This window comes from Devosia neptuniae (assembly GCF_025452235.1).
Classification (GTDB): domain Bacteria; phylum Pseudomonadota; class Alphaproteobacteria; order Rhizobiales; family Devosiaceae; genus Devosia.
In genome coordinates, this window is the sequence record NZ_CP104965.1 from 3,315,452 (window position 1) to 3,339,407 (window position 23,956).

A 23,956-nucleotide genomic window follows, 5' to 3' on the forward strand; every position below is an offset into this window, starting at 1 on the left:
CCGGCGCGGCTATCCTGGGTGCCGGCCCGAAAGGGATTGGAGGCCTGGTTCGTGAAGCTGATAGCGCCGATTATTGTCCTCCTGCTGGCGCTGACCGCGCCGGCTTTCGCGCAAGCCTCTTTCGACACCAAAGCTCGTTTCGCCATCCTCATGGATGAAGAATCCGGCACGGTGATTTTCCAGAAAGACGCCGACCTGCCGATGGAGCCGGCCAGCATGGCCAAGCTCATGACCATCGCCGTCGTCTTCAATGAAGTCCGGGCCGGCCGCGTCAAGATGAACGACGAGTTCTTCGTCTCCGAACATGCGTGGCGCACCGGCGGCGCGGCCTCCGGCGGCTCGACCATGTTCGCGGAGCTCAACTCCAAGATCAGCGTCGAAAACCTTATCCGCTCGGTGATTATTCAATCGGGCAATGACGCGGCTATCGTGCTGGCCGAGGGCATTGCGGGCTCCGAAACCAGCTTTGCCGCGATGATGAACGAGTTGGCCGAAGATATCGGGCTGGAAGGCTCGGTCTTCACCAATGCGACCGGTTTGCCGGACCCAAACATGCATGTAACGGCCCGCGATCTTGCCGATCTGGCACGCTACCTGATCCATGATTTTCCCGAATATTACCACTATTTCTCCGAGCCGGAGATGGAGTGGAACGGGATCAAACAGGCCAACCGCAATTCCCTGGTCGAGCTGGGAATCGGCGTCGACGGTCTCAAGACCGGGCATACCGAAGCCGCAGGCTACGGTTCGGTGATCTCCACCGACGATGGCGGGCGGCGGCTGATTGCCGTGGTGCATGGCCTCAAATCCATGGCCGAACGCACCGAAGAAGGGCGCAAGCTGATCACCTGGGGCGCCCGAGCTTTCGAGCGGGTTGCGGCTTATGCGGATGGCGCCGTGGTGGCTTATGCCAATGTTTATGGTGGTACGAGTGGCAGCGTCGGCCTGGTTGGCGAGGGAGAAATTGCCCTCTATCTGCCGCGTGGATCGCGCAAATGCCTTGGCGCATCAGTGGTCTATACGGGGCCGTTAATGCCGCCGGTCAATGCGGGCGACAAGGTTGCGGAATTGCGCGTGTTCTGCGACGAACAACTGGTACAGACCGCGCCGCTCTTTGCCGCCGAGACGGTAGAGCAGGGCGATATCGTGCGCCGTGCGACCGACGCGCTGAAGCAGCTGGCCTTGGGCTGGCTCTAAGACTGGGATAAAGACTGGCTGATGCTGGAAGCGCCAAAAACCAACCGGGCCCGTTTCATCACCTTTGAGGGTGGCGAAGGCGTCGGCAAATCGACGCAGGTCAAACGCCTGCTGGCCAATCTGCATCGCCTGTCCATCGAGGCCATGCGCACCCGCGAGCCCGGTGGCACGCCGCGGGCCGAAGCGATCCGCTCATTCATCCTGCAGGGGCGCTCGGAGAGCTGGGGCGCCGGGGCCGAGGCCGTGCTGTTCGCCGCTGCCCGCCTCGACCACGTCACGCAACTGATCGAACCTAATTTGCAAGCCGGAACCTGGGTTATCTGCGACCGCTTCCACGATTCGACCCGGGCCTATCAGGGCCTGACCGGCGGCGTCGATGACAAACTTATCCGCGGCCTCGAAACCCTAGCCCTCGACGGGCATACGCCCGATCTGACAATCATCCTGGATATGGATCCCGAAGCCGCCTTCAAGCGTGTGGCCTTGCGCGCCATCGAGGACGGGCTGGTCCAGACGGGCGATCGCTTCGAAAAGGAAGACCTGAATTGGCACAAGCGGCTGCGCGAGGGGTTTCTTGAAATTGCCCGCAACAACCCGGACCGCTGCGTCGTGATCACGGCCGAACAGAGCGCGGATGCCTTGGAGACCACGATCTGGGACGCGGTTTGCCAGCGGTTTCCCGAATTGCTGCGTGGTTCGCAGGCATGAGCGACCCGGACGCCATCGAGGATGTGCCGCTACCTGAGCGGCGCCAGCGGGCGCGTGGGCATGATGCTGCGCGCAACGCCATTTTTGCCAATATTGCCGAACGCCGCCTGCCGGGCGCCATCCTGCTGCATGGGCCGCAGGGCATAGGGAAAGCCACGTTCGCCTTTGAAATCGCCGCCGCGATTCTGGTGGCGACGGGCGATGAGGATGCCGGCCGCGTCGAGGAACAGGTAGCGGCAATGTCCCACCCCAACCTCTTCCTGCTGCGCCGCCGCCCCAAGGACGGCAAGGGTTATTACACAGTTATCCGCGTCGAGGACGTCCGCGAGGTGCGCGATTCCCTCCATCATACGCGGGGCAGGGCAGGACACCGGATCGCCATCATCGACAGTATCGACGACTGCAATCCATCAGCCGCCAACGCCCTGCTGAAAACGCTGGAGGAACCACCCGCGGACACCACATTCCTGCTGGTGTCGCACCGCCCCGGACAGCTCCTGCCGACCATCAAATCGCGCTGCCACAATCTGGCGCTGCGGCCGATTGCCGGTGCTGACGTCGCCGCCGTGTTGATGGAGCAGGGGGATGCCCTAAGCGAGGCCGAATTGCAGCGTGCCGTTGCGCTTGCCGGTGGGCGGCCACGCCGGGCGTTCGAGACGCTGGCGCTTGAGGAAGGCTCGGCTCTGGGCGCACTGCAGGCCTGGCTGGCCGATCCGCTGCGTCATCCGGCCGGTGTGAGCCTGCAATTGGCGGATGCCCTGGGCGCCGATGCGCAGGGCACCGAATTGTCGTTTGCCCGCGAAATGCTGGACGACTGGATGGCCGACGAAGCCCGCAATGCGGCCATGCAGACAGGCGCCCGCAAGCGCCTTGCCTCCGCCAACGAGCTATGGGACAAGGCACACGCCCTGCTCGCCGAGGCCGACAGCATCAATCTGGACATGAAACAGACGCTGGCCGCCATTTTCGATGCGATCAGAAAGCATGTTTCACTGACTGTTCCCGTTTCCGCCGAGCCACGATGACCGCAAAGCCCTTCTACGTCACCACAGCGATCTCCTATCCCAATGGAGCGCCCCATATCGGGCACGCCTATGAGATGATCGCGACCGACGCCATCGCCCGCTGGAAGCGGCTGGAAGGCCGCGAAGTCTATTTCCTGACCGGCACTGACGAGCATGGCATCAAGATGGTGCAGACTGCCGCAGCGCAGGGAGGTCACCCCGCGCGAGTTGGCCGATCGCAATTCCGGCGAATTCCGCCGGCTGGCCGAGCTGTTGGACATCTCTAACGACGATTTTATCCGCACCACCGAGCCGCGTCACCACGAAGCCAGCCAGGCGATCTGGTCCAAAATGGCCGCCAGCAATAATGGCGACATTTTCCAGTCGACCTATAAGGGCTGGTATTCGGTGCGCGACGAAGCCTATTTCGACGAGGACGAACTGACGGAGAAGGATGGCAAGCGCTTTGCCCCATCCGGCGCCGAGGTGAACTGGGTCGAAGAGCCGACCTATTTCTTCCGCCTGTCGGCCTATCAGCAGAAGCTGCTCGATCTTTATGAGAGCAACCCGGATTTCATCGCGCCCAAGGAGCGGCGCAATGAAATCATTTCCTTCGTCAAAAGCGGCCTGAAGGATCTGTCGATTTCGCGCACCACATTCGATTGGGGCGTTCCCGTGCCGGGCGCGCCTGGGCATGTGATGTATGTGTGGGTCGATGCGCTGACCAATTATATCAGCGGCCTGGGCTTTCCCGATGAGCAGAGCACGCTGTTCAAGAAGTTTTGGCCGGCCGATCTGCATGTGGTCGGCAAGGACATCATTCGCTTCCACACCGTCTATTGGCCCGCTTTCCTGATGAGCGCGGGCATCGATGTGCAGCATCGCGTGTTTGCGCATGGCTTCCTGACTGTGGACGGCCAGAAGATGAGCAAGTCGCTCGGCAATGTGGTCGATCCGTTTGAACTTGCTGAGGAATTCGGCGTCGATCAGCTGCGCTATTTCCTGCTCCGCGAAGTGTCTTTCGGGCAGGATGGCGATTATAGCCGCGATAAATTGGTCAACCGCGTCAATGCCGATCTTGCCAACAATCTGGGCAATCTGGCGCAGCGTTCGCTCTCGATGATCAACAAGAACTGCGATGGCCTGGTACCGGAATATGCCGGGGCAACGCCGGACGACGAGGCTATCGTGGCTGAGGTCGAGACGGCATTGGCCGAGGCGCAGCGGGCCATGGATGGTCAGCTGGTGCATGAGGCGGCGGGTGCGATCATTGCGGCGCTGAGTGCGGCGAATAACTACTTTGCGGCTCAGGAGCCGTGGGCGCTCAAGAAAACCGATCCGGTGCGGATGGGCTCAGTGCTCTATTTGACGGCAGATGTGGTTCGCCGGCTGACCATTCCGCTGCTTGCTTTCGCGCCGAGATCGGCCAATGCGATCCTCGATCAACTGGCTGTTCCGGCTGAGGAACGCATTCTGGCGGCCGCGCAGCTTGCCAATGGGCTGCAGACCGGCGCCGCTTTGCCGGTGCCCCAGGGCGTTTTCGCACGGCTCGAGCGCAAGGCTTCCTGACCATGCTGATCGATAGTCATTGCCATCTCGACTTCGAGGCCCTGGCCGGTGATATCGAGGGCGTGATGGCGCGTGCGGCGGCGGCGGGCGTCGATGGCATGGTGACGATATCCACGCGTGTGGATAACTTTTCCACATACGCAGCCATCGCGGAACGTTTCCAGAACGTCTGGTGCTCGGTCGGCACGCATCCGCATAATGCGGACCAGGAATTGCATATCCAGACCGAGGATTTGATCCGGCTTTCCGCCCATCCGCGCTGCGTTGCGATCGGTGAAGCCGGGCTCGACTATTTCTATGACAATGCGCCGCGCGAGGCGCAGGCCACCGGTTTGCGCCGGCACATTGCGGCGGCGCGATCCACAGGTCTTCCACTGGTTATCCACAGCCGCGCGGCCGATGATGACATGGCGGCTATCCTCGAAGAGGAGAGCGGGCAGGGGGCCTTCCCCTTCGTGCTGCATTGCTTCACGGCGGGCACGGATTTGGCGAACAGGGCGCTCGCTTTGGGCGGCTATATCTCGTTTTCCGGCATTATCACCTTCCGAAATGCCGAGGAAATCCGCGACGTGGCCAAGATCGTCCCGGCGGATCGCTATCTGGTGGAGACTGACGCACCATATCTGGCGCCGATTCCGCATCGCGGCCAATCCAATGAGCCATCATTCGTGCGGCATACGGCGGCAAAACTGGCCGAAGTTCGAGGCATCGATCTGGCGACGCTGGGTCAACAGACCACGGCCAATTTTGCGCGGCTCTTCGCCAAAACCGGTTTGAGCGCCTAGATGGCGGCTGCGCAACGGATCATCGCAACGATCCTGGGGTGCGGCTCATCGGGCGGCGTGCCGCGCATCGGCAATGTCTGGGGCGATTGCGACCCGGCCGAGCCGCGCAATCGGCGCCGCCGCTGTTCCTTGCTCATCGAGGGCTGGAGCGACGGCAGCAGCGAGCCGACACGGGTCCTGATCGACACCGGCTGCGATCTGCGCGAGCAGTTGCTGGATGCTCAAGTCGATCGCGTCGACGCCGTGTTCTATACCCATGAGCATGCCGACCACACCCATGGCATCGATGATCTGCGCGTATTGGCGTTGCACAATCGCCGCCTGGTCGACGTGTACTTCACCCAGGTCACTGGCGAACGCCTCCGCGAAGCCTTCGGCTATTGCTTCACCGCGCCGTCCGGCAGTTCGTATCCGCCCATCTTGAGCGCTCACACGATCGCGCCGGACGCGAAATGCATCGTGGACGGGCCGGGCGGCTCCGTCGCAGTCCAGGCCTTCGAGCAGACCCATGGCGATATTTCCTCGCTGGGCTTCCGCATCGGCGACTTTGCCTATTGCTGCGATCTGTCGGGCTTTCCGCCGCAGTCGCATGAGGCGATATCGGGTCTCTCGATCTGGGTCATCGATGCGCTACGGCCGACGCCGCATCCCAGCCACCTAAGCTTGCCTGAGACCTTGGACCTGATCGCCCAATTCGCACCCAGCCAAGCCGTGCTCACCAACATGCATATCGATCTCGACTACCGTGCAACCGAAACCGCAACGCCGGCAAACGTCACGCCGGCATTCGATGGCATGCAGATCGACGTGCTGTCCGGATGCATCCTCAATCGCTAGGTTTGTGGTGCAGTTGGCTTAAAGGCCCGCAATGCCTAGGCATTTTGATCCATTTTAGTTCCATAATATATATTATGCGAATGATGGATATACGACAGAGGCCACTGGCCAGACCCGCCCACTATGTCGTTCCGATAATCGCCGGCCCCGCCTAGCGACTGCCTGGTAGCGGCATGCGTTCAATTTCGGCGAGGACTTCGAGCATGCCGGCGACATTGTGCTCGGCGATCTCGCGGCCCTTTTCTGCTGTTGCGATAGACGCATCGCCAACTGCGCCGCCCGGATTGATGTCGGAGGCGATCCACGCATAGGTGTGGCCGAAAGCGCCGGTGGGCCGCAGATATTTGTATTCGGCCTCGTCGCGCGCTGCGATGGACACGAAGTTCTCGGCGCGGCTCATATCGACTAGATCGGGCCGGAAATGCAGGACGAGCGAGGTTTCGGCATCCCCGCCATGGATGCCGTGGCGGCGTTCGAGCTCGCTCAATAGCCCGGATGGCGTGAAGCGCCAGCCGCTTTTGACGGCCAACATGCCGGCTTGCACCCGCAGTTCGCGGGCGACGATGCCCATGATCTCTTCATTGCCGCCATGCGAATTGACGAAAATGATCTTGCGGACCCCTGCCCGCGCCACTTCCAGTCCGATCTGCGTCCAGGCGTCGATCAGATTGGCTGCCTTGTGGCTGATCGTGCCCTTGGCCCAGATATGTTCGTTGGATTTGCCAATGGCCTGAACTGGCAGGATGCGAATATCGAGCTCGGCCGGCGCGCGGGCCGCGAGCAGCTCCATCATCGACTGGTTGATGATCGTGTCCGTGCCCACCGGTAGATGGGGGCCGTGCTGCTCGACGGCCGCGATGGGCAGGATGGCAATGGTCTTTGCCGGGTCGATATTGTTGAAATCGGACGCGGAAAAGTCGGTCCACCAGATTTTGCGGGTCATAGAAAGGTCCTCAGGCCGGTCCGGCGGCAATGGCTTCGATTTCGACCACGAATTCGGGCCGGGCAAAGCCGGAAACAATCATCAGGGTCGAGGCGGGATAGGGCTCGGCGAACAGTACGTTGCGTACGCCCATATAGTCCGGCAGGTGCTCCCTGCCCGTCACATAGGCGTTGATGCGGATGATATTGGCGAGCGTCATGCCGGCCTCGCCCAAAATCGCCGCGATATTGTCAAAACAGATGCGCGTTTGGCCTGCGCAGTCGGGCGGCACAATCTTGTCTGCCCCAATGCCCAATTGGCCGGAACAGAACACCAGACGCTGCCCCGGCGGCACGACAATGCCGTGGCTGTAAGGCGCGAAAGGCGGATGAATCTGGTGGGGAGAGAGGGGCGTCGCCATAGTCAAAAACTTCCTTGAGGTGGCGATGCTAGCGTCCGGTAAACCGCTTGCCTAGCCCAAACTGCACAATTTGCATGCATGGCAGGCATTTTGTGCAGCTGCTCATTTTTTGACTTCACAACAGACCAAGACCGGGCCAACAATTGCGCAAGCGACGCGGTCGCACAGAAATTGGTCGTGGCTGCCCATAGCCATGCCGGGGAGCGCAACATGCACGATATTACCAAACTCGTCTCATCGTCGGTCCTGATCTTCGGTGCCCTGTCGGGTGCCGCCACGGCCCAGGACAAGGTCACATTCGGCACCAACTGGCTCGCCCAGGCCGAGCATGGCGGCTATTACCAGGCCGTCGCCGATGGCACTTACGCCAAGTATGGCCTGGACGTGACCATCCGCCAGGGCGGCCCGCAGGCGCCAAATGGTCAGCTCTTGGTTGCCGGTCAGCTGGACTTCTACATGGGCGGCATGGGCACCATCGACTCGGTATCGCGCGGCATCCCCGTCGTCACCGTCGCAGCGATTTTCCAGAAGGACCCGCAGGTCCTGCTGGCGCATCCCGATGCACCCTTTACTGATCTGGCGAGCCTGACCGGCGCCAGCAAGATGATCCTGGGCAAGGACAGCCTGTTCAGCGGCTTCTGGCCGTGGATGAAGTCGTCGATGGAAGGTTTCTCCGACGACAAATACGAGCCTTACACCTTCAATCCCGCGCCCTTCATCGCCGATCCGCTGGCCGTGCAGCAGGGTTATCTGACCTCCGAACCTTATGAAATTGAGCGCCAGACCGGCTGGGCGCCCAAGATTTACCTGCTCGCCGACTATGGCTACGACCCCTACTCCACCGCCATCGAAACCCGGCAAGAGATCGTCGACACCAAGCCCGACCTGGTGCAGCGCTTCGTCGATGCCTCGATCATCGGCTGGTACAATTACCTTTATGGTGACAACACAGCCGCTAACGACCTGATCAAGAAGGACAATCCCGAGATGACCGATGGTCAGATCGCCTTCTCGATCGCCAAGCTCAAGGAATATGGCGTGGTTGTATCAGGCGAAGCCGAGACCCAGGGCATTGGCTGCATGACGGCCGAACGCTGGCAGGCTTTCTATGACATGATGGTCAAGGCCGGCGTTTATGAAGCCGGTATTGATATCTCCAAGTCGTTCTCGACCGCATTTGTCTGCAAGGGCGTGGGTCTGGAACTGGCCAAGGCCGAATAGCACCGCGATCAATCGGCGCGGGCAATCCCGTCCGCGCTGTTTTGACCCTAATCCGGGTTCCGATATTGACCGATACATCAGCTGCCGTCGCCGCTCGTCCCATCGAGGTCGAAGCTCCTCGCGCCATCGTCTCGATGCGCAACGTCACCAAAGTGTTCTCCAACGGCACGCTGGCCCTCAAGGACATGTCGCTGGATGTGAAAGCCGGCGAGTTCATCTCGCTACTCGGCCCCTCCGGTTGCGGCAAGTCGACGGCCCTGCGCATCATTGCGGGGCTGGGTGCGCCAAGCTCGGGCAGCATCGATTGGCCATCGTCCAAGATCAACACCAAGGGCCTGCCCGAGGGCGATGTGGGGTTTGTGTTCCAAGACCCGACCCTGATGCCCTGGGCCAGCGTGTTCGACAACGTGCACCTGCCGCTCAAGCTCAGGGGCGTTTCCAAGGCGGATGCGCGCGAGCGGATCATGGAAGGGCTGGCCAGTGTCGGTCTGGCGGATTTCGCGAAATCCTATCCCCGCGAGCTGTCCGGCGGCATGCGCATGCGCGTCTCGATTGCGCGCGCCATCGTCACGCGGCCCAAGCTGCTGCTGATGGATGAGCCCTTTGCCGCGCTCGATGAAATCACCCGCCAGAAGCTCAATGACGACGTGCTGCGGCTGTGGCAGCAGTTCGGCATGACGGTGATTTTCGTCACCCACTCAGTCTACGAGTCCGCTTATCTGTCGAGCCGCATCGTGGTGATGCGGGCGCGGCCGGGCCAGGTGTTCACCGATATGCAGATCACCCAGCCCCCCGTTCGCGACCACGATTATCGCAATTCCGAGGGCTATCGGCAGACCTGCCAGACCGTTTCGGATGCGCTGCAACGCGCCATCCATGCTGCGGAGATCACGTCATGAACCAGATCAAGACCATCGCCCCAGCCGAAGCCGGCACTGATGCCGCCGTGGCTGCACTGATCCCGCGCGCCACCACCAATGAAAAGGTATTGCGCATCGCAGTCCCCCTTATCGCACTGGTACTGGCGATCACGGCCTGGCATTTGCTGGTCACGATCAACGGCATTCCCAAATACATCCTGCCTGGGCCGGTCGATGTCGTCATCGCGCTGTTCACCGATTCCGCCACGCTATGGCCCGCCCTGCTCGTCACCCTCAAGATCACTTTCATGGCCCTGGCTTTGGCGCTGATTGGCGGCGTCGGGTTGGCGATCCTGTTGGTGCAGTCGCGCATTCTCGAACTGGCGCTATTTCCCTTTGCAGTGATCCTGCAGGTGACGCCGATGATCGCCATTGCGCCGCTGCTGCTGATCTATGCGCCCGATACGCAGACTGCTTTGCTCATCTGCGCCTTTCTCGTGGCCTTCTTCCCCATCCTCTCCAATATGGCGCAGGGCCTCAAGAGCGTCGACCATAACCTCTTGAACCTGTTCGAGCTTTACGGCGCCTCGCCGTGGCAGACGCTGCTCTACCTCAAGATTCCGACCTCCATGCCCTATTTCATGGCCGGGCTGCGGATCGGTGGCGGCCTGTCGCTGATCGCGGCGGTCGTCGCAGAATTCGCTGCTGGCTCCGCTGGCCAGGGCGCAGGTCTCGCGTTCCGGCTGCTGGAAAGCCAGTACCGGCTCAATCTGCCCCGCCTCTTCGTTGCCTTGCTGATGCTGTGCGGCACCGGCATTGCCATCTTCGGGCTAACTTCGTTTATCTCCTGGCTGACGCTCCATCGCTGGCATGAGAGCGCCATCAAGCGGGAGAATTAAGGTTTTGACGATCACTATTCCTTCGACCGGCCGCTATGTGCTGGCCAATGCAAACGTGCCGGCAGCAGTGATGGGCGAGCCCGCCTCGGGTGCGCTTGTTCTGGTCGATATCGAGATTGCCGATGGCAAGGTCACCAGCATTGGCGCCGCTGGCAGCGGCCTGCTCGGGCCGGATCGTATCGATCTCGACCATGGCATTGTGCTGCCAGCCTTTGTCGACCTGCATACCCATCTCGACAAGGGCCATATCTGGCCGCGCAAGGAAAACCCCGATGGCACCTGGCTTGGTGCCCTGATGGCCGTCGGCGAGGACCGCAGTGCCAATTGGGCGGCGGCCGATGTCGAGCGGCGCATGGATTTCGCCCTACGCTGCGCCTGGGCGCATGGCACGGCCGCCGTGCGGACGCATCTTGATACGGCGCCGCCGCAGCATGAGATTTCCTGGGACGTGTTCGAGGCCGTACGCGAGCGTTGGGTGGGTCGGATCGAGCTTCAGGCGGCAGGTCTTATGGGGCCCGACACCATTCTTGACCCGGCGGCGCTTCGCGCCGTCGCCACACGCACCAAGGCGGCCAAGGGGCTGCTGGGCGGCTCCACGGGTGTTCACCCGGACAATCCCGCCATTATGCGCGCGCTGCTCCAAGTCGCTGGCGATTTCGGCCTCGATGTGGACCTACATATTGACGAAACCGGAGACCCGGCGGCTGACGCTTTGCAGAGCCTGGCCGATGCGGTGATCGAGACCGGTTTTACCGGCAAGGTGACGGCCGGGCATTGCTGCGCCATCGCCATTCAGCCCGAAGCGACGGCCATGGCAACCATCGAGCGCGTCGCGCAAGCCGGCATTGCTGTGGTCTCGCTGCCGATCTGCAACATGTATCTGCAGGATCGCCGCAATGTGGGCGGGGTGCGAACGCCGCGGTGGCGGGGTGTTACCCTGCTCAACGAACTCAAGGCGGCCGGGGTGCCGGTTGCCATCGCGTCGGACAATACCCGCGACCCGTTCTATGCCTATGGCGATCTCGACGGCTTTGAAGTCCTGCGCGAAGGCGCGCGGATTTTGCACTTCGACCATCCGCAGGCCGATGCCTTTACCTGGGCGCGCTCGGTCAGCGCCGAGCCGGCGGCCATTGGCGGCTTCAACTATTCCGGCACGATTAGCGCCAGGCTTCCTGCCGAGCTGGTGCTGTTCCGCGCCCGCACCTGGACCGAGCTGATGTCCCGGCCACAAACCGACCGCGTCGTGTTGCGCAATGGCGCTGTTATCGACACCACCCTGCCCGACTACCGTGAACTCGACGACCTGATGGGACGACACGCATGAGCATTTCAGATTTCCGCGCTGACCTTGGCGACATTCCAGTCGAGGATCATCCCCGCATCGTCCAGCAACGCAGCCGCGATCACTATTGGTATTCCCCGATACTGAAAGCCAAGCTCGATCATGTGACCGCGGAAATCGTGGTGTCGCCGCGCTCCAATGCGGAGGTGAAAACCGTCCTCGCCGCCGCGTTCCGCCATGGCGTCGCCATCACCCCGCGCGGGGCCGGTACCGGCAATTACGGCCAGGCCATGCCGCTTTCGGGCGGCGCCATGCTCAATCTGATGAATATGGACAAGGTCCTGGAGATCAAGCCCGACCGTGTGCGTGCCCAGGCCGGTGCGGTGCTCGAACAGATGGACCACCAGACGCGGGAATCCGTAAACGGCGAGTTACGCTTTCATCCCTCGACCTATCGCATGGCCAGCATTGGCGGCTTTATCGCCGGCGGTTCGGGCGGCGTCGGCTCGATCCGCTGGGGTGGTCTGCGCAATATCGGCAGCATTCTGGGGGTGAAGGTCATCACCTGCGAAGAGAACCCGCGCGAGCTGGATCTGGTGGGCGAGGACATCCTCAAAGTCGCCCATGCCTATGGCACCAATGGCATTATCGTTGAGGCGGAAATGCCCCTGACGCAGGCGCATGACTGGGTCGATATGATCGTCGGATTCGACGACTTCATTGAGGCCTGCCGCTTTGGCGGCGCGGTCGCGCTGCAGGATGGCTTGCTGGTCAAGGAGGTGGCGCCCTGCGCGGCCCCGATCCCGCAGGACTACTTCAACCGCCACAAGCCCTATATCCGCGATGGCCAATCCGTCGTGCTGCTGATGGTGGCGCCGGTGGCGGTGGACGCGATGACGCTGTTCGTGGCCCACCATAAGGGCGAAATGCTCTACCGCTCCGACGAGGCCAGCGCCGAAGAGCTCAAGCGCCTTCCGCCCGTGTACGAACTGGCGTGGAACCACACCACGCTGCGGGCGCTCAAGGTCGATCCGACGATCACCTATTTGCAGACGCGCTACCCAACCGTCGCTCATGTCGAAAAGATCATCTCGATCCTGGGCGATGAACTGCCCATGCATATCGAGGTGGGCCGGCAGGACGGCGTGGTCATGTATGGCGGCCTGCCGCTGGTGCGCTACACCACCGAAGAACGGCTCAACGAGATCATCCGCATCCACGAGGAAAACGGCTGCGCCGTATTCAATCCGCATCGCTACACACTTGAGGAAGGCGGCATGAAGCGGACCGATCAGAAACAGCTCGATTTCAAGCGCGAGGCCGACCCCAAGGGCATGCTCAATCCGGGCAAGATGATCGCCTGGGATGATCCGAATTTCGATTTCAATGCCGGCCGCGTCTGGCTGTTCGACGGCCTCAATCCAGTGAACGCCGCCTGATGCGCGTTCATGTGGTTCACGCTCACCCGGTGGAAACGAGCTATAATCGGGCTTTGTTCGATGCCGTGGTGGGCGAACTGACCGACAATGGACATGAGGTAGACGCTCTCAATCTTTATGACGAGCAGTTCGACGCGGTGCTGAGCCGCGAAGAGCGCCTGAACTATCACGAGGTGCCCGGCAATCTGACGCCGGCGATCAAGCCCTATGTCGATCGGCTGCGGGCGGCGGACGCCATCGTCTTTGTGCATCCGGTGTGGAATTACGGCTATCCCGCTATTCTAAAAGGATATTTCGACCGCATATTCCTGCCGGGCGTGTCCTTTGTGATGGAGGGCGGCGGGGATCGGGGCCGGCTGGTTCCGAACCTGACAAACATCAGGAAGGCGGTCTTTATCACCACCTACGGCGGCAATCGTTGGCGCACTATGCTCATGGGCGATCCGCCGCGCCGAATCGCGCGCCGCTGGGGTTGGGCCACCTTCCGGGGGCGAATGCCGCCGAAATATCTGGCGCTTTACGACATGAATAATTGTACGCCCGAGCAACTCACCGGGTTCATTCAGACGGTTCGCAGCGAGATCGGCAAGTTCTAGACTGCAACTCCGATTCCTAGCCACGAGCCCGCCATGCAGCCCTCCCGCGATATCTCCCGTCTGATCGAGATCATGGCGGCGCTGCGCAATCCAATGGGCGGTTGCCCCTGGGATCTGGAGCAGGATTTCTCGTCCATTCGTCACTACACGATCGAAGAGGCCTATGAGGTCGCGGACGCGATCGAGCGGCAGGATTTCTCCGATTTGCGGGAAGAGCTGGGCGATCTGCTGTTGCAGCCGATCTATCACGCGCAGATGGCCAGCGAGGCCGGTCATTTCGATATTGGCGATGTGATCTACGGCATTACCGAAAAGCTCATTCGCCGGCACCCGCATGTGTTCGGCGATCTCGACGCCAGTGATTCCGATGCTGCCAAGGGCCGCTGGGAGGCGATAAAGGCCGAGGAGCGCGCCGCCAAGGCAGCCCGCAAGGGCGAAACCACGCCTTCAGTGCTCGATGATGTCGCCGCGCCCCTACCCGCTCTGGCGCGCGCCGAAAAGCTCACCAGGCGCGCTGCCAAGGTCGGCTTTGATTGGCCGGACTATGCCTCCGTGCGGGCCAAGGCGGTCGAGGAACTGGATGAAGTCGATGAGGCTGTAGCTGCGGGAAACCCGGCGGCAGCCCATGAAGAGATCGGCGACCTGCTGTTTGCCGTCGTTAATCTCGCGCGCCACGCTGGAGTAGATGCCGAAGCGGCTTTGCGCGATGCCAATCTCAAATTCACCCGGCGCTTCCACTATGTGGAGGCCAGGTGCCGCGAGGACGATATCGAACCCGGCAATGCCGGGCTCGAACGTCTGGATGGCTATTGGAACGAGATCCGTAAGGCCGACAAGGCCTAGGCGTCGAGACCCTTCGATCCGGCCGTTGAAGCGTTCGAGGAACGCCGCTTTGTGGCGGGGTTCCACGCGCACGACGAAGCCGGAGCCTTTTTCGGTCGCCTCATCGCGCGAGATAATCTCGGCATGCGAGTGCAGCCAGCCGATGTCGCTGCCCGCGCTGTGTGGCACATGCACGTGATAGGTTCGGCTCTTTTCGGCAAGCGCGGCCTCGATGGCCAGCTTGAGCGCCTCCAGCCCCTGCCCCGTCTTGGCCGAAACCGGCACCACGGCCGCAACGCGACCGGCTGGGCTGATGGCAGCCAGGGCTTCCTCAGTCGAACCGTCCACGGTTCCGAGCAGATCGACCTTGTTCCAGACCTCAATGACCGGCGTGGTTTCCGCCGACACACCCAGGTCGCCCAGCACCTTGAGCACATCGAGCGCCTGCGCCAGATGGTCGGGGTTGGCCACGTCGCGGGCATGCAGGATCACGTCGGCATCGACGACTTCTTCGAGCGTGGCGCGGAAGGCAGCGACGAGGTCGGTCGGCAGGTCGGCGACAAAGCCCACCGTGTCGCTGAGCATCACTGCCCTGCCATGCGGCAATTCGAGCTTGCGCACAGTGGTGTCGAGAGTGGCGAAGAGCAGGTCTTCGGCAAACACCCCTGCCCCGGTCAGCGTGTTGAACAGGCTCGACTTTCCGGCATTGGTGTAGCCGACCAGTGCAACGATCGGGAATGGCGTGTCGTCGCGCTGACGCCGCTGCTGGGCGCGGGTCTTCTTGACCTTTTCCAGCCGATCCTCGAGCAGCACGATACGGTCGGTGAGCTGGCGCCGATCGCTTTCAATCTGCGTTTCGCCAGGGCCGCCCATAAAGCCCATGCCGCCACTGCCGCGCTGGCGCTCAAGGTGGGTCCAGGAGCGCACAAGGCGGCTCTTCTGGTAATTGAGGTGGGCAAGCTCGACCTGCAACACGCCTTCGCGTGTCGCAGCGCGCTCGCCGAAAATTTCGAGGATCAGCCCGGTGCGGTCCAGCACCTTGGTGCCGGTTTCCTTTTCCAGATTACGCTGCTGGATCGGGGTCAGCGCGGCATCGACCAAGAGCAGGTCGATCTCGTCCTCTTTGACGCGGGCCGCCAGGGTTTCGACATGACCGCCGCCGATAAACGTCGCCGGCTTGACCTCGCGCACCTTGACGATCTCGGAAAAGGCAATGTCCAGCCGGATTGCGCCAGCCAGGCCTTCAAACTCCGCCTTGCGGGCCTCGATGCTGTGCTGGGAGACAGCCCCGCGGACATCGGGGCAAATCAATCCGGCCCGTGTCGGTTGGGCGCGTTGGTCGATGAACGCCTGCGGGCCGCCCTTTTGGACGGCCTCGTCGTCGTCGTGAAAATCGCTCATATAAGCTCGTTAGTCGTCGTGGTTCTGTTCTGGATCGAACAGCTGGATCGGCGCGCCCGGCATGATCGTCGAGATGGCGTGCTTATAGACCAGTTGGGATTGGGCGTCACGGCGCAGCAACAGGCAGAAATTGTCGAACCAGGTGATGACACCCTGCAGCTTGACGCCGTTCACGAGGAAAATCGTGACGGGCACCTTCTGCTTGCGGACGTGGTTGAGGAAAGAGTCCTGGAGATTTTGTTGTTTTTCGCTAGCCATTTAGGTCTCTTTTCGCGGCATTTGTTGTCGCTGTTATAATTGCGCTGGCTGGTCCAGGCTGGGCGCGAAAGCCGATGCTCCGCCCCCATCGCAAAAGTGTATTCACTACACGTTAAACACTATGGCACAGAAGCCCAGGGCTGCCTACCCGCGCCTCATGCATAGCCTCCGCCCAATTTTCAAAGCCCCAGCGACTTGATTTTGCGGTGCAAGGCGCTGCGTTCCATGCCGACAAATTCGGCCGTTTTGGAGATATTGCCGCCGAAACGCTCGATCTGCGCCAGCAGATATTGCCGCTCGAACACCTCACGCGCGTCGCGCAGCGGCAGGCTCATCAGATGCGCCGAAGCGTCGGTATCGCCTACTGTGGGCAGCACTTCGCCAATGTCGGATGGCAGCATGGCGGCGGTGATCACCCCATCCTCGGGCTGCTGGTCCTTCATCAGAATCAGCAGGCGTTCGATGGAATTGCGCAATTGCCGCGCATTGCCCGGCCATTCCTGTGCCTGCAACACCGCAATCGCGTCATCGCCCACCGTCAGCCGCTGCAGATTATGCATGCGGCAGACCTGCTCGATAAAGACGCTGACCAGCGGCGGCACGTCCTCGCGGCGTTCCTTGAGCGGCGTCAGGGGGAGCGGGACGATGGAGAGGCGGTGGAACAGGTCCGAGCGGAACTCCCCGGCCTCGATCTGGGCCGCCACGTTCTGCGAGCTGGACGAAATGATGCGCACGTCGATCGGCACAGCCTGCGTACCGCCGACGCGATTGAAGCGGTTTTCGACCAGGGTGCGCAGCAGCGCTGCCTGAGTCTGGGCCGGCAAAGTGGTCACTTCCGACAGATACAGCGTGCCGCCATGGGCGCGTTCCAGCGCACCGACCTCAACCTTGAGGATGCCGGTCTTTTCGCGAGCTTCGCGGCCGAACAGCACGACCGGCACTTCCTCGGGCGCATAGAGCGAGGCGTTGATTTCGACGAACGGCGCGTCGGCGCGCGGGCTGCGCTGATGGATCAGACGAGCCACCAGGCCCTTGCCGGCGCCGGATGGGCCCGAGACAAAGATGCGCGAATTGGTCGGCGCCGACTTCTCGATAATGCCGCGCACCTGCTGCAAGGCCGGCGAGGTGCCCACCATGTCGATGCTCTTGCTCGCCGAGCGTTCCTTGAGCTCCGCAACCTCGTTGCGCAGGCGGGTGGCTTCCATGGCGCGCTGCGTGATGTGCAGCAGGCGATCAATTTTGAACGGCTTTTCGATATAGTCATAGGCGCCGCGGCGGATCGCCGAGACGGCGGTCTCGACATTGCCATGCCCCGAAATCATCACCACCGGCATGTCCGGGTGCTGGCTCTGGAAAACGTCGAGCAATTGCAGGCCATCGAGCCGCGAGCCCTGCATCCAGATATCGAGGAAGACCAGGCTGGGGCGGCGGCGGGCGATTTCATTGAGCCCGCTATCGGCATCATGGGCCTGACGGGTTTCAAATCCCTCGTCCTCCAGAATGCCGGCGATCAGGTCGCGGATGTCGTCTTCGTCGTCGATAATGAGAATGTCGAGTGCCATTACTTATGAACCGCCGCTGAAATAAGCGGCTCCTCCTGTTGCGAGGGGGCGGTCGATGCCGCATCGGCACCGCTCTCCTCGGACGTCTTGATTGGCGATTGCAGGGGCAATGTGAAGGTGACGCAGGCCCCGACCCGGCCGGTCGCATCAGGCTCGGCGTCGACCAGTTCCACTATGCCGCCATGTTGTTCGATGATTTTCGCTACAATAGCGAGACCCAGGCCCGTGCCCTTCTCGCGCGTCGTCATATAGGGCTCCAGCAGCCGCTGCCGGTTTTCGCTAGGCCAGCCCTTGCCATTGTCGGACACGTTGATCCGGGCATGATTGCCCTCCAACTGTCCTTGCACAGTGATGGTAGGTACCCAATCGGGTGAAGAACCTACGGATTCAAAGGCTTCTACCGCGTTCTTGATCAGGTTGGTCAGACTTTGCGAAATCAGGCGACTATCGAACCAGGCGCGGATCGGCGTCTCCGGCAGCTCGGTGTGGATAACCATTTCCGGCAGGCGGACGCTTTCGAGGAATACCGCCTGCCGAATGGTATCAGACAGGTCCGCCATTTCAGGCGCGGCCTCGGGCATGCGGGCAAAGGCTGAGAATTCATCGACCATGCGGCCGATATCGCCCACCTGACGCACGATGGTGTTGATGCATTTGTCGAAGACTTCGCGATCGTCCTCAAGTTTAGAGCCATAGCGACGGCTTAGCCGCTCGGCCGAAAGCTGAATGGGGGTCAGCGGGTTCTTGATCTCATGAGCGATGCGCCGGGCCACGTCGGCCCAGGCGCTGGTACGCTGGGCAGATTCGAGATCGGTAATGTCATCGAAGGTCAGCACATAACCCTTGGATTCGGCGATCGACCCCTCGCGGGTCAGCTGCACCTGATAGGTCCGCCGATCGGTCTCGTTGCCGAGCTGGATCTGATCGCGCACCTGGCCGCGGCGGGCCGAGCGGGCGCGCTCGAGGATGGGCGCCAATTGCGGCATGGCCACTTCGATCCGCTCGCCCATCAGGCCGATTTCATCGCGTTCCAGCATCTCGCAAGCGCGCGCATTGACCAGCGTGACGGCGCCGAACGGATCTAGCCCGATAATTCCAGCCGACACGCCTTCCACCACGGCTTCGGTGAATTGCCGGCGCTTTTCGTTCATCTCGCTGGCCGTCACCAAATCCTCGCGCTGCGATTTGAGCTGCAGCGTCATCTGGTTGAACCCATTGGACAAATCGCGCAGGTCCCCCCTGCCCTCCTGCACCGGAACCTGCACATCGAGATCACCGCGACTGACGCGGCTGGAGGCGATCATGAGGTTTCGGATCGGGTCGACGAAGCGGTTGGCAAGCGCAATGCCAATCCAGAGCGCGGCGAGCAGCAGCACCACAGCCAGACCGACATACATGATGGTGAAGGTGATCTGGAACACCAGCCGATTGGACGCATATTGCCGGTATTCGGTGATGTTCTCGTCGGTCAGCCGCATATATTCGAGCACTTCGGCATCGACCGGGCGGGCAACGAACAGATAGGTGTCGTCGTAGCCGCGCAGCTTGACGATGGAGCCGACCAAATTGGTGCTGCCCGGCGCAATCTGGCTCGGCACGCCTTCGACCACCCCTTGGGTAATGCCCTCCGGCAGCTTGGGATACGCCCCCTGCACATTGATCTGCGCCCGCATCAGCGTGTCGCCATCACCGTGAATGAGCGACGTGAAGGGCAGTGAACGGGTGACGGCCAGCGCGGTCAGGATACGCTCGAAACGGTCGCGATCTTCCTCGAACGTGCCGCGCGCCTGTTCGAGCTCGGTGGCCACCCAGATGATGTCGTCTCGCAAAACCTGCGCGTGCTCAAGCATATAGGAGCGAGCGACGAGGCGCGAGCTTTCCACCATGGCCCTGGTGCGCTCGGAGAACCATTGATCCAGCCCCTGGTTGAGCGAGAAGGTCGCGACCACTGCTACGATGACCGCGGGAATGGCGGCGACGATAGCGAACATCGTGACCATGCGGAGCTGCATGCTCGAGCCGGGCTGGCGCTGCGAGCGGGCCTGGATGAGCAGCACGGCCTCGGTAACAACCAGGGCGATCATCAGCAGGACCAGGATGCCGGTGACGATCCAGATGACGGTCCAGACGGTTGCCGAAGGCTCGATATTGGTCGCGCCCGACAGGATCAGGAACGAGATCGAGGACATCAGGACCGAGGCGAACACCACCACAAAACCCAATACCCGCAAGGGTCTGTTGGTATGTGCAGCAAAAAACGGCACGCGAGAGGAATGCGCCGCCTCGCTCCGCCGTGCTGGCGCAGCCTGGTTATCGATGATCGCCGTTTCCGTCATACAATGCCGCTTGGCACTCCATCTCCGCCACAGGAAGGCAGAGCCTGACCCAATTCGGGCAACCCTTCAAGACAATTGTTGCCAAAATGTGACAGTGTGATCAAACCGCCGCATTTTCGCCAGTGCGGCGAACGGTTTGTGAACAGCCGCATCAATTGCGGCGGCTGTGCTTGACGATCTCGATGCTGTGGGTGCGGATTTTCTTGCGCAGCGTATTGCGATTGAGGCCGAGCAGATCGGCCGCCTTGATCTGGTTCCCGCCGCAGGCATTGAGCGCCATGGCGATCAGCGGCGCTTCCACCCGATCGATCACCCGCTGATAAAGCCCCGCCGGCGGCAGGTTCGGCTCATATTCGCGCAGCAACTGGCCCACATGGGTTTCCACCGCCATGGACACGTCGACCGGGCCGGCCATGCCGTTGGTCTGCGGGCGCTCGGCGATATTGAGTTCGTTCTGCACGATCTCAGCCGAAATGCTTTCGTCCGCATAGAGGGCCGAGAGGCGACGGACGAGGTTTTCCAGTTCGCGGACATTGCCCGGCCAGGAATAGTTCTGCATCAGCCGGATCGCTTCGGGAGCGATGGATTTGACCGCCTCCCCTTCGCGCTGGGCGGCGTTGAGGAAATGCGTCGTTAGATCGCCGATATCGTCGATGCGCTCGCGCAGCGGCGGCAGGCGGATCGGCACGACGTTGAGGCGGTAATAGAGATCTTCGCGGAACAGGCCCTGCCGGATCATCTGGCTGAGATCGCGATGCGTAGCCGCAACGATGCGGACATTGGTCTTGATCGAGGATCGGCCGCCGACCATGGTGTATTCGCCTTCCTGCAGCACGCGCAGCAGGCGGGTCTGGGCATCCATCGGCATGTCGCCGATTTCGTCGAGGAACAGCGTGCCGCCCTCGGCCTGCTCGAAGCGACCTGAGGAGCGCGTATTGGCGCCGGTAAAGGCCCCCTTCTCGTGGCCAAACAGTTCGGCTTCGATCAGGTCGCGCGGAATGGCGGCCATGTTGATGGCAACGAACGGCCCGTTACGGCGCTTGCCGAAGTCGTGCAGTGCCCGCGCCACCAATTCCTTGCCGGTGCCGCTCTCGCCGGTGATCATCACCGTCAGGTCGGTCTGCATCAGGCGGGCCAGGGCACGGTAGATGTCCTGCATGGCGGTCGAGCGACCGACCAGCGGCATGGTCTCGCCGGGCTCCTCGGCCTTGCGCTCGGCTGTGGTCGGCTTTTTGGCATCGGCCAGGGCGCGCGCCACCACCGAAAGCACTTCGGTAATGTCGAACGGCTTAGGCAGATATTCGTAAGCGCCAACTTCAGAGGCGCGAATGGCCGTCATGAAGGTGTTCTGCGCCGACATCACGATCATCGGCAGATCGGGGCGCAGCTTCTTGATCTTGGGCATGACCTCGAAGGCATTGCCATCTGGCATGGCCACGTCGGTGATCAGGATATCGCCTTCGCCGCGGCTCACCCAATTCCACATGGTGGAGATATTACCGGTGGGGCGCACTTCGTAGCCGGCGCGGGTCAGCGCCTGGTTGAGCACCATGCGGATGGCCGCGTCATCATCGGCTAGCAGGACAACGTGGCTCATTTTGCCGATACCTCTTCAGAAGACGCGTTGAAGGCCCCGCTGGCGACGGGCAGGAGAATGCGGAAGCGAGTGCGGCCGGGGCGGCTATCGCAATCGATGACCCCGCCATGGTCGCCCACGATCTTGGCTACCAGGGCCAGGCCCAGGCCCGAGCCATTGAGTTTGGTCGTGACGAAGGGGTCGAACAGGAACGGCAGAATATCGGGCGGCACGCCGGGGCCATTGTCCTCGATGACAATTTCGAGCGGCAGCGAGATGCGCTCGGACACGCCCGTCACGCTGATGCGAATGCCAGGACGGAAGGCCGTGGTGATACGGATTTCCGGTTTCTGTGTGCGTTCAAGGGCTTCCGAAGCATTCTTGACCAGATTGAGGAAGACCTGAATGAGTTGGTCGCGATTGCCATAAACCGGCGGCAGCGAGGGATCGTATTCTTCCGAGAAGGCAATACCCCGGGCGACGCCATTGCGCGCCAGCAGTTTTACGCGGTCGAGAATGACGTGGATATTAATCGGCTCGCGCTCCATCGGGCGCTCGTCGCCAAACACTTCCACACGGTCGATCAAGCCGACAATGCGGTCGGTCTCTTCGCGGATCAGACGGGCCAGCGGAATTTCGTCGCTTGCCACGCTCTGCTCAAGCAATTGGGCGGCGCCGCGAATGCCCGAGAGCGGGTTCTTGATCTCGTGGGCCAGCATGGAGGCAAGGCCCGTCACCGAGCGCGCCGCGCCACGCGACACCATCTGGCGATCGATCTTGTCAGCCATGGTCCGTTCCTGGATCAGCAGGGCCACGCGGCCATCGCTATCCGAAAGCGGGCTAGCGAACACGTCGGCAATACGCTCATCGCCAAAGCGGGACGAGCCGACGCGGACGCGATATTCAGTCATCGGCCCACGGCGCAGGATGACGGTTTCAACGAGGCTAATAATGGGCGAGCCGAAGGCAATGAGATCGTCCAGCCGCTGGCGCGTCAAAACGCTCAGCGAAGCGCCAAAAAACGCCTCGGCGGCATAATTGACGAAGATGATCTGGCGGTCTTCGTCGCAAACGATGATGGGCTGCGGCAAAGCCTGCAGCACCGCAGTCGAAGGCACGCTGGCCAATTTGCTCGCATTCGTAGACGCGCTCATGCCGCCGCCTTCCATTCGCCCGAGAAAATCGCGCCGATCATCTCGAGCACATGAGACGGCGTTTCATTGTTGAGAAAGGCAGTGCGAGTCGGCTTGTCGAGCGCGATGCCGGCGGCCTCCAGATACCAATCCAGATGCTTGCGCGCGGCCCTCAGGCCCACCACCGTGCCATATTCGACCAGGATGCCCTCGTAATGCTCGGCAACCAGTTCGGCAAGCGCTTCACCCTGCGGTGCAGGCTGCGCCTCCCTCCCGGCCAGCGCAGCGCCAATCTGGCCAACTGCCCATGGGCGCCCTTGAGCACCGCGGCCGAGCATGACCGCAGCCGCACCGGATTGCTGCAGGGCCTCGCGCGCACTGGCAAAGTCCACAATGTCACCATTGACCACCACGGGCACGTCCACCGCCTCGACAACCGCCCGCACCAGTTCCCAGCGGGCATTGCCCTTGTAAAATTGCTGGCGGGTGCGGCCATGCACGGTGATCATCCGTGCCCCAGCATCGACGGCGCGGCGGGCGATTTCGGGGGCATTGAGGCTGTCATCGTCCCAGCCCAGGCGCATCTTGACGGTGACCGGTAGCGGCGTGGCGGCAACGACGGCATCGATCAGCGTCATGGCGTGGTCGGGCACGCGCATCAGCGCCGAGCCGGCATAGCCGTTAGTGACGCGCTTGGCCGGGCAGCCGAAATTGATGTCGATGATATCGGCGCCGGCATCGTGGGCGATCTTGGCACCACGCGCCATCCATTCGGCCTCGCAGCCAGCCAATTGCACCATGTGGGGCAGCGTGCCGGGGCGACCGAGCTTACGCACCATCTCTTCATTGCCCACGCCCAGGGCATTGCTGGCGATCATCTCGGAGACGACCATGCCAGCGCCGAACCGCTCTGCGAGGACACGAAACGGGCGATCGGTGATTCCCGCCATGGGAGCAAGCAAAGCATGACTGCGAACCCGATGGCTCCCAATGCTCAACTCGCAGGCAATTTCAGACAAGGACTGCCCCAGAAATGGTCATTTTTGAATTTCTGCCCGCACAATAATCAAAAGCGCCGCTAGCGCAACACCTTATGTACCGTTGCCGGGTGTGCGGCAGCCCTGCACT

20 protein-coding genes and 2 pseudogenes are annotated in these 23,956 nt (G+C 61.8%); 13 read left to right on the forward strand and 9 right to left on the reverse strand.

Annotation, left to right across the window (positions count from 1 at the left end; all coding sequences use genetic code 11):
* Nucleotides 1-51 precede the first annotated feature (51 nt).
* The 6 genes and pseudogenes from N8A98_RS19070 (at nt 52) to N8A98_RS19095 (ending at nt 6,100) form a co-directional block, all read left to right on the forward strand.
* Nucleotides 52-1,197 (forward strand): D-alanyl-D-alanine carboxypeptidase family protein, encoded by a 1,146-nt coding sequence (locus N8A98_RS19070; RefSeq protein ID WP_262167693.1) that lies wholly within the window; start codon nt 52-54, stop codon nt 1,195-1,197.
* 21 nt (nt 1,198-1,218) lie between these two features.
* Nucleotides 1,219-1,905: a dTMP kinase gene (gene tmk / locus N8A98_RS19075; protein ID WP_262167694.1), complete on the forward strand. Its 687-nt coding sequence runs from the start codon at nt 1,219-1,221 to the stop codon at nt 1,903-1,905.
* Entirely contained in the window at nt 1,902-2,930 is a 1,029-nt protein-coding gene (locus N8A98_RS19080; RefSeq protein WP_262167696.1) for a DNA polymerase III delta subunit-related protein, read from the forward strand. Before tmk ends, N8A98_RS19080 begins: the two co-directional genes overlap by 4 nt.
* Nucleotides 2,927-4,478: pseudogene (metG, locus tag N8A98_RS19085) on the forward strand (methionine--tRNA ligase). Before N8A98_RS19080 ends, metG begins: the two are co-directional and overlap by 4 nt.
* Nucleotides 4,479-4,480: 2 nt before the next feature.
* Nucleotides 4,481-5,263: a TatD family hydrolase gene (locus N8A98_RS19090; protein ID WP_262167697.1), complete on the forward strand. Its 783-nt coding sequence runs from the start codon at nt 4,481-4,483 to the stop codon at nt 5,261-5,263.
* Nucleotides 5,264-6,100: an MBL fold metallo-hydrolase gene (locus N8A98_RS19095; RefSeq protein ID WP_262167699.1), complete on the forward strand. Its 837-nt coding sequence runs from the start codon at nt 5,264-5,266 to the stop codon at nt 6,098-6,100.
* A gap of 151 nt (nt 6,101-6,251) precedes the next feature.
* On the opposite strand, the gene N8A98_RS19100 is transcribed toward N8A98_RS19095, so the two are convergent.
* Nucleotides 6,252-7,043: a creatininase family protein gene (locus tag N8A98_RS19100; protein WP_262167700.1), complete on the reverse strand. Its 792-nt coding sequence runs from the start codon at nt 7,041-7,043 to the stop codon at nt 6,252-6,254.
* 10 nt (nt 7,044-7,053) lie between these two features.
* Nucleotides 7,054-7,443, reverse strand: a complete 390-nt coding sequence (locus tag N8A98_RS19105; RefSeq protein WP_113120475.1) for a RidA family protein — start codon at nt 7,441-7,443, stop codon at nt 7,054-7,056.
* 210 nt (nt 7,444-7,653) lie between these two features.
* Between N8A98_RS19105 and N8A98_RS19110 the strand changes: the two genes are divergently transcribed.
* The 7 genes from N8A98_RS19110 (at nt 7,654) to mazG (ending at nt 14,583) form a co-directional block, all read left to right on the forward strand.
* A complete protein-coding gene (locus N8A98_RS19110) occupies nt 7,654-8,664 on the forward strand; it encodes an ABC transporter substrate-binding protein (RefSeq protein ID WP_262167704.1) in 1,011 nt (336 codons plus the stop codon).
* Between the two features lie 134 nt (nt 8,665-8,798).
* The gene (locus N8A98_RS19115) at nt 8,799-9,563 is read left to right on the forward strand and encodes an ABC transporter ATP-binding protein (RefSeq protein ID WP_262172073.1); all 765 of its coding nucleotides are present in this window, start codon (nt 8,799-8,801) and stop codon (nt 9,561-9,563) included.
* Nucleotides 9,560-10,423 (forward strand): ABC transporter permease, encoded by an 864-nt coding sequence (locus N8A98_RS19120; RefSeq protein ID WP_262167706.1) that lies wholly within the window; start codon nt 9,560-9,562, stop codon nt 10,421-10,423. Before N8A98_RS19115 ends, N8A98_RS19120 begins: the two co-directional genes overlap by 4 nt.
* Before the next feature lie 4 nt (nt 10,424-10,427).
* On the forward strand, nt 10,428-11,747 hold the full coding sequence (locus N8A98_RS19125) for a cytosine deaminase (protein WP_262167708.1): 1,320 nt from the start codon (nt 10,428-10,430) through the stop codon (nt 11,745-11,747).
* Nucleotides 11,744-13,144: an FAD-binding oxidoreductase gene (locus N8A98_RS19130; protein WP_262167710.1), complete on the forward strand. Its 1,401-nt coding sequence runs from the start codon at nt 11,744-11,746 to the stop codon at nt 13,142-13,144. Before N8A98_RS19125 ends, N8A98_RS19130 begins: the two co-directional genes overlap by 4 nt.
* Nucleotides 13,144-13,740: an NAD(P)H-dependent oxidoreductase gene (locus N8A98_RS19135; RefSeq protein WP_262167712.1), complete on the forward strand. Its 597-nt coding sequence runs from the start codon at nt 13,144-13,146 to the stop codon at nt 13,738-13,740. The genes N8A98_RS19130 and N8A98_RS19135 overlap by 1 nt, the downstream gene beginning before the upstream one ends.
* 33 nt (nt 13,741-13,773) lie before the next feature.
* Complete coding sequence (gene mazG, locus N8A98_RS19140) at nt 13,774-14,583, forward strand: nucleoside triphosphate pyrophosphohydrolase (RefSeq protein ID WP_262167714.1); 810 nt, start codon at nt 13,774-13,776, stop codon at nt 14,581-14,583.
* A gap of 261 nt (nt 14,584-14,844) precedes the next feature.
* Here the strand turns inward: mazG and hflX are convergent.
* The 7 genes and pseudogenes from hflX to dusB all read right to left on the reverse strand — a co-directional run.
* Nucleotides 14,845-15,963, reverse strand: a pseudogene (gene hflX / locus N8A98_RS19145) (GTPase HflX); the annotation flags it as partial.
* Nucleotides 15,964-15,972: 9 nt separating this feature from the next.
* Nucleotides 15,973-16,221 (reverse strand): RNA chaperone Hfq, encoded by a 249-nt coding sequence (gene hfq / locus N8A98_RS19150; RefSeq protein WP_035096785.1) that lies wholly within the window; start codon nt 16,219-16,221, stop codon nt 15,973-15,975.
* Between the two features lie 179 nt (nt 16,222-16,400).
* Complete coding sequence (gene ntrX / locus N8A98_RS19155; protein WP_262167719.1) at nt 16,401-17,783, reverse strand: nitrogen assimilation response regulator NtrX; 1,383 nt, start codon at nt 17,781-17,783, stop codon at nt 16,401-16,403.
* Entirely contained in the window at nt 17,783-20,119 is a 2,337-nt protein-coding gene (locus N8A98_RS19160) for a sensor histidine kinase NtrY-like (RefSeq protein ID WP_262167720.1), read from the reverse strand. Before N8A98_RS19160 ends, ntrX begins: the two co-directional genes overlap by 1 nt.
* A 151-nt stretch (nt 20,120-20,270) precedes the next feature.
* The gene (gene ntrC / locus N8A98_RS19165) at nt 20,271-21,716 is read right to left on the reverse strand and encodes a nitrogen regulation protein NR(I) (protein WP_035096789.1); all 1,446 of its coding nucleotides are present in this window, start codon (nt 21,714-21,716) and stop codon (nt 20,271-20,273) included.
* Complete coding sequence (locus tag N8A98_RS19170; protein ID WP_113120523.1) at nt 21,713-22,849, reverse strand: two-component system sensor histidine kinase NtrB; 1,137 nt, start codon at nt 22,847-22,849, stop codon at nt 21,713-21,715. The genes ntrC and N8A98_RS19170 overlap by 4 nt, the downstream gene beginning before the upstream one ends.
* Entirely contained in the window at nt 22,846-23,778 is a 933-nt protein-coding gene (gene dusB, locus N8A98_RS19175) for a tRNA dihydrouridine synthase DusB (RefSeq protein ID WP_113120465.1), read from the reverse strand. The genes N8A98_RS19170 and dusB overlap by 4 nt, the downstream gene beginning before the upstream one ends.
* Nucleotides 23,779-23,956 lie beyond the last annotated feature (178 nt).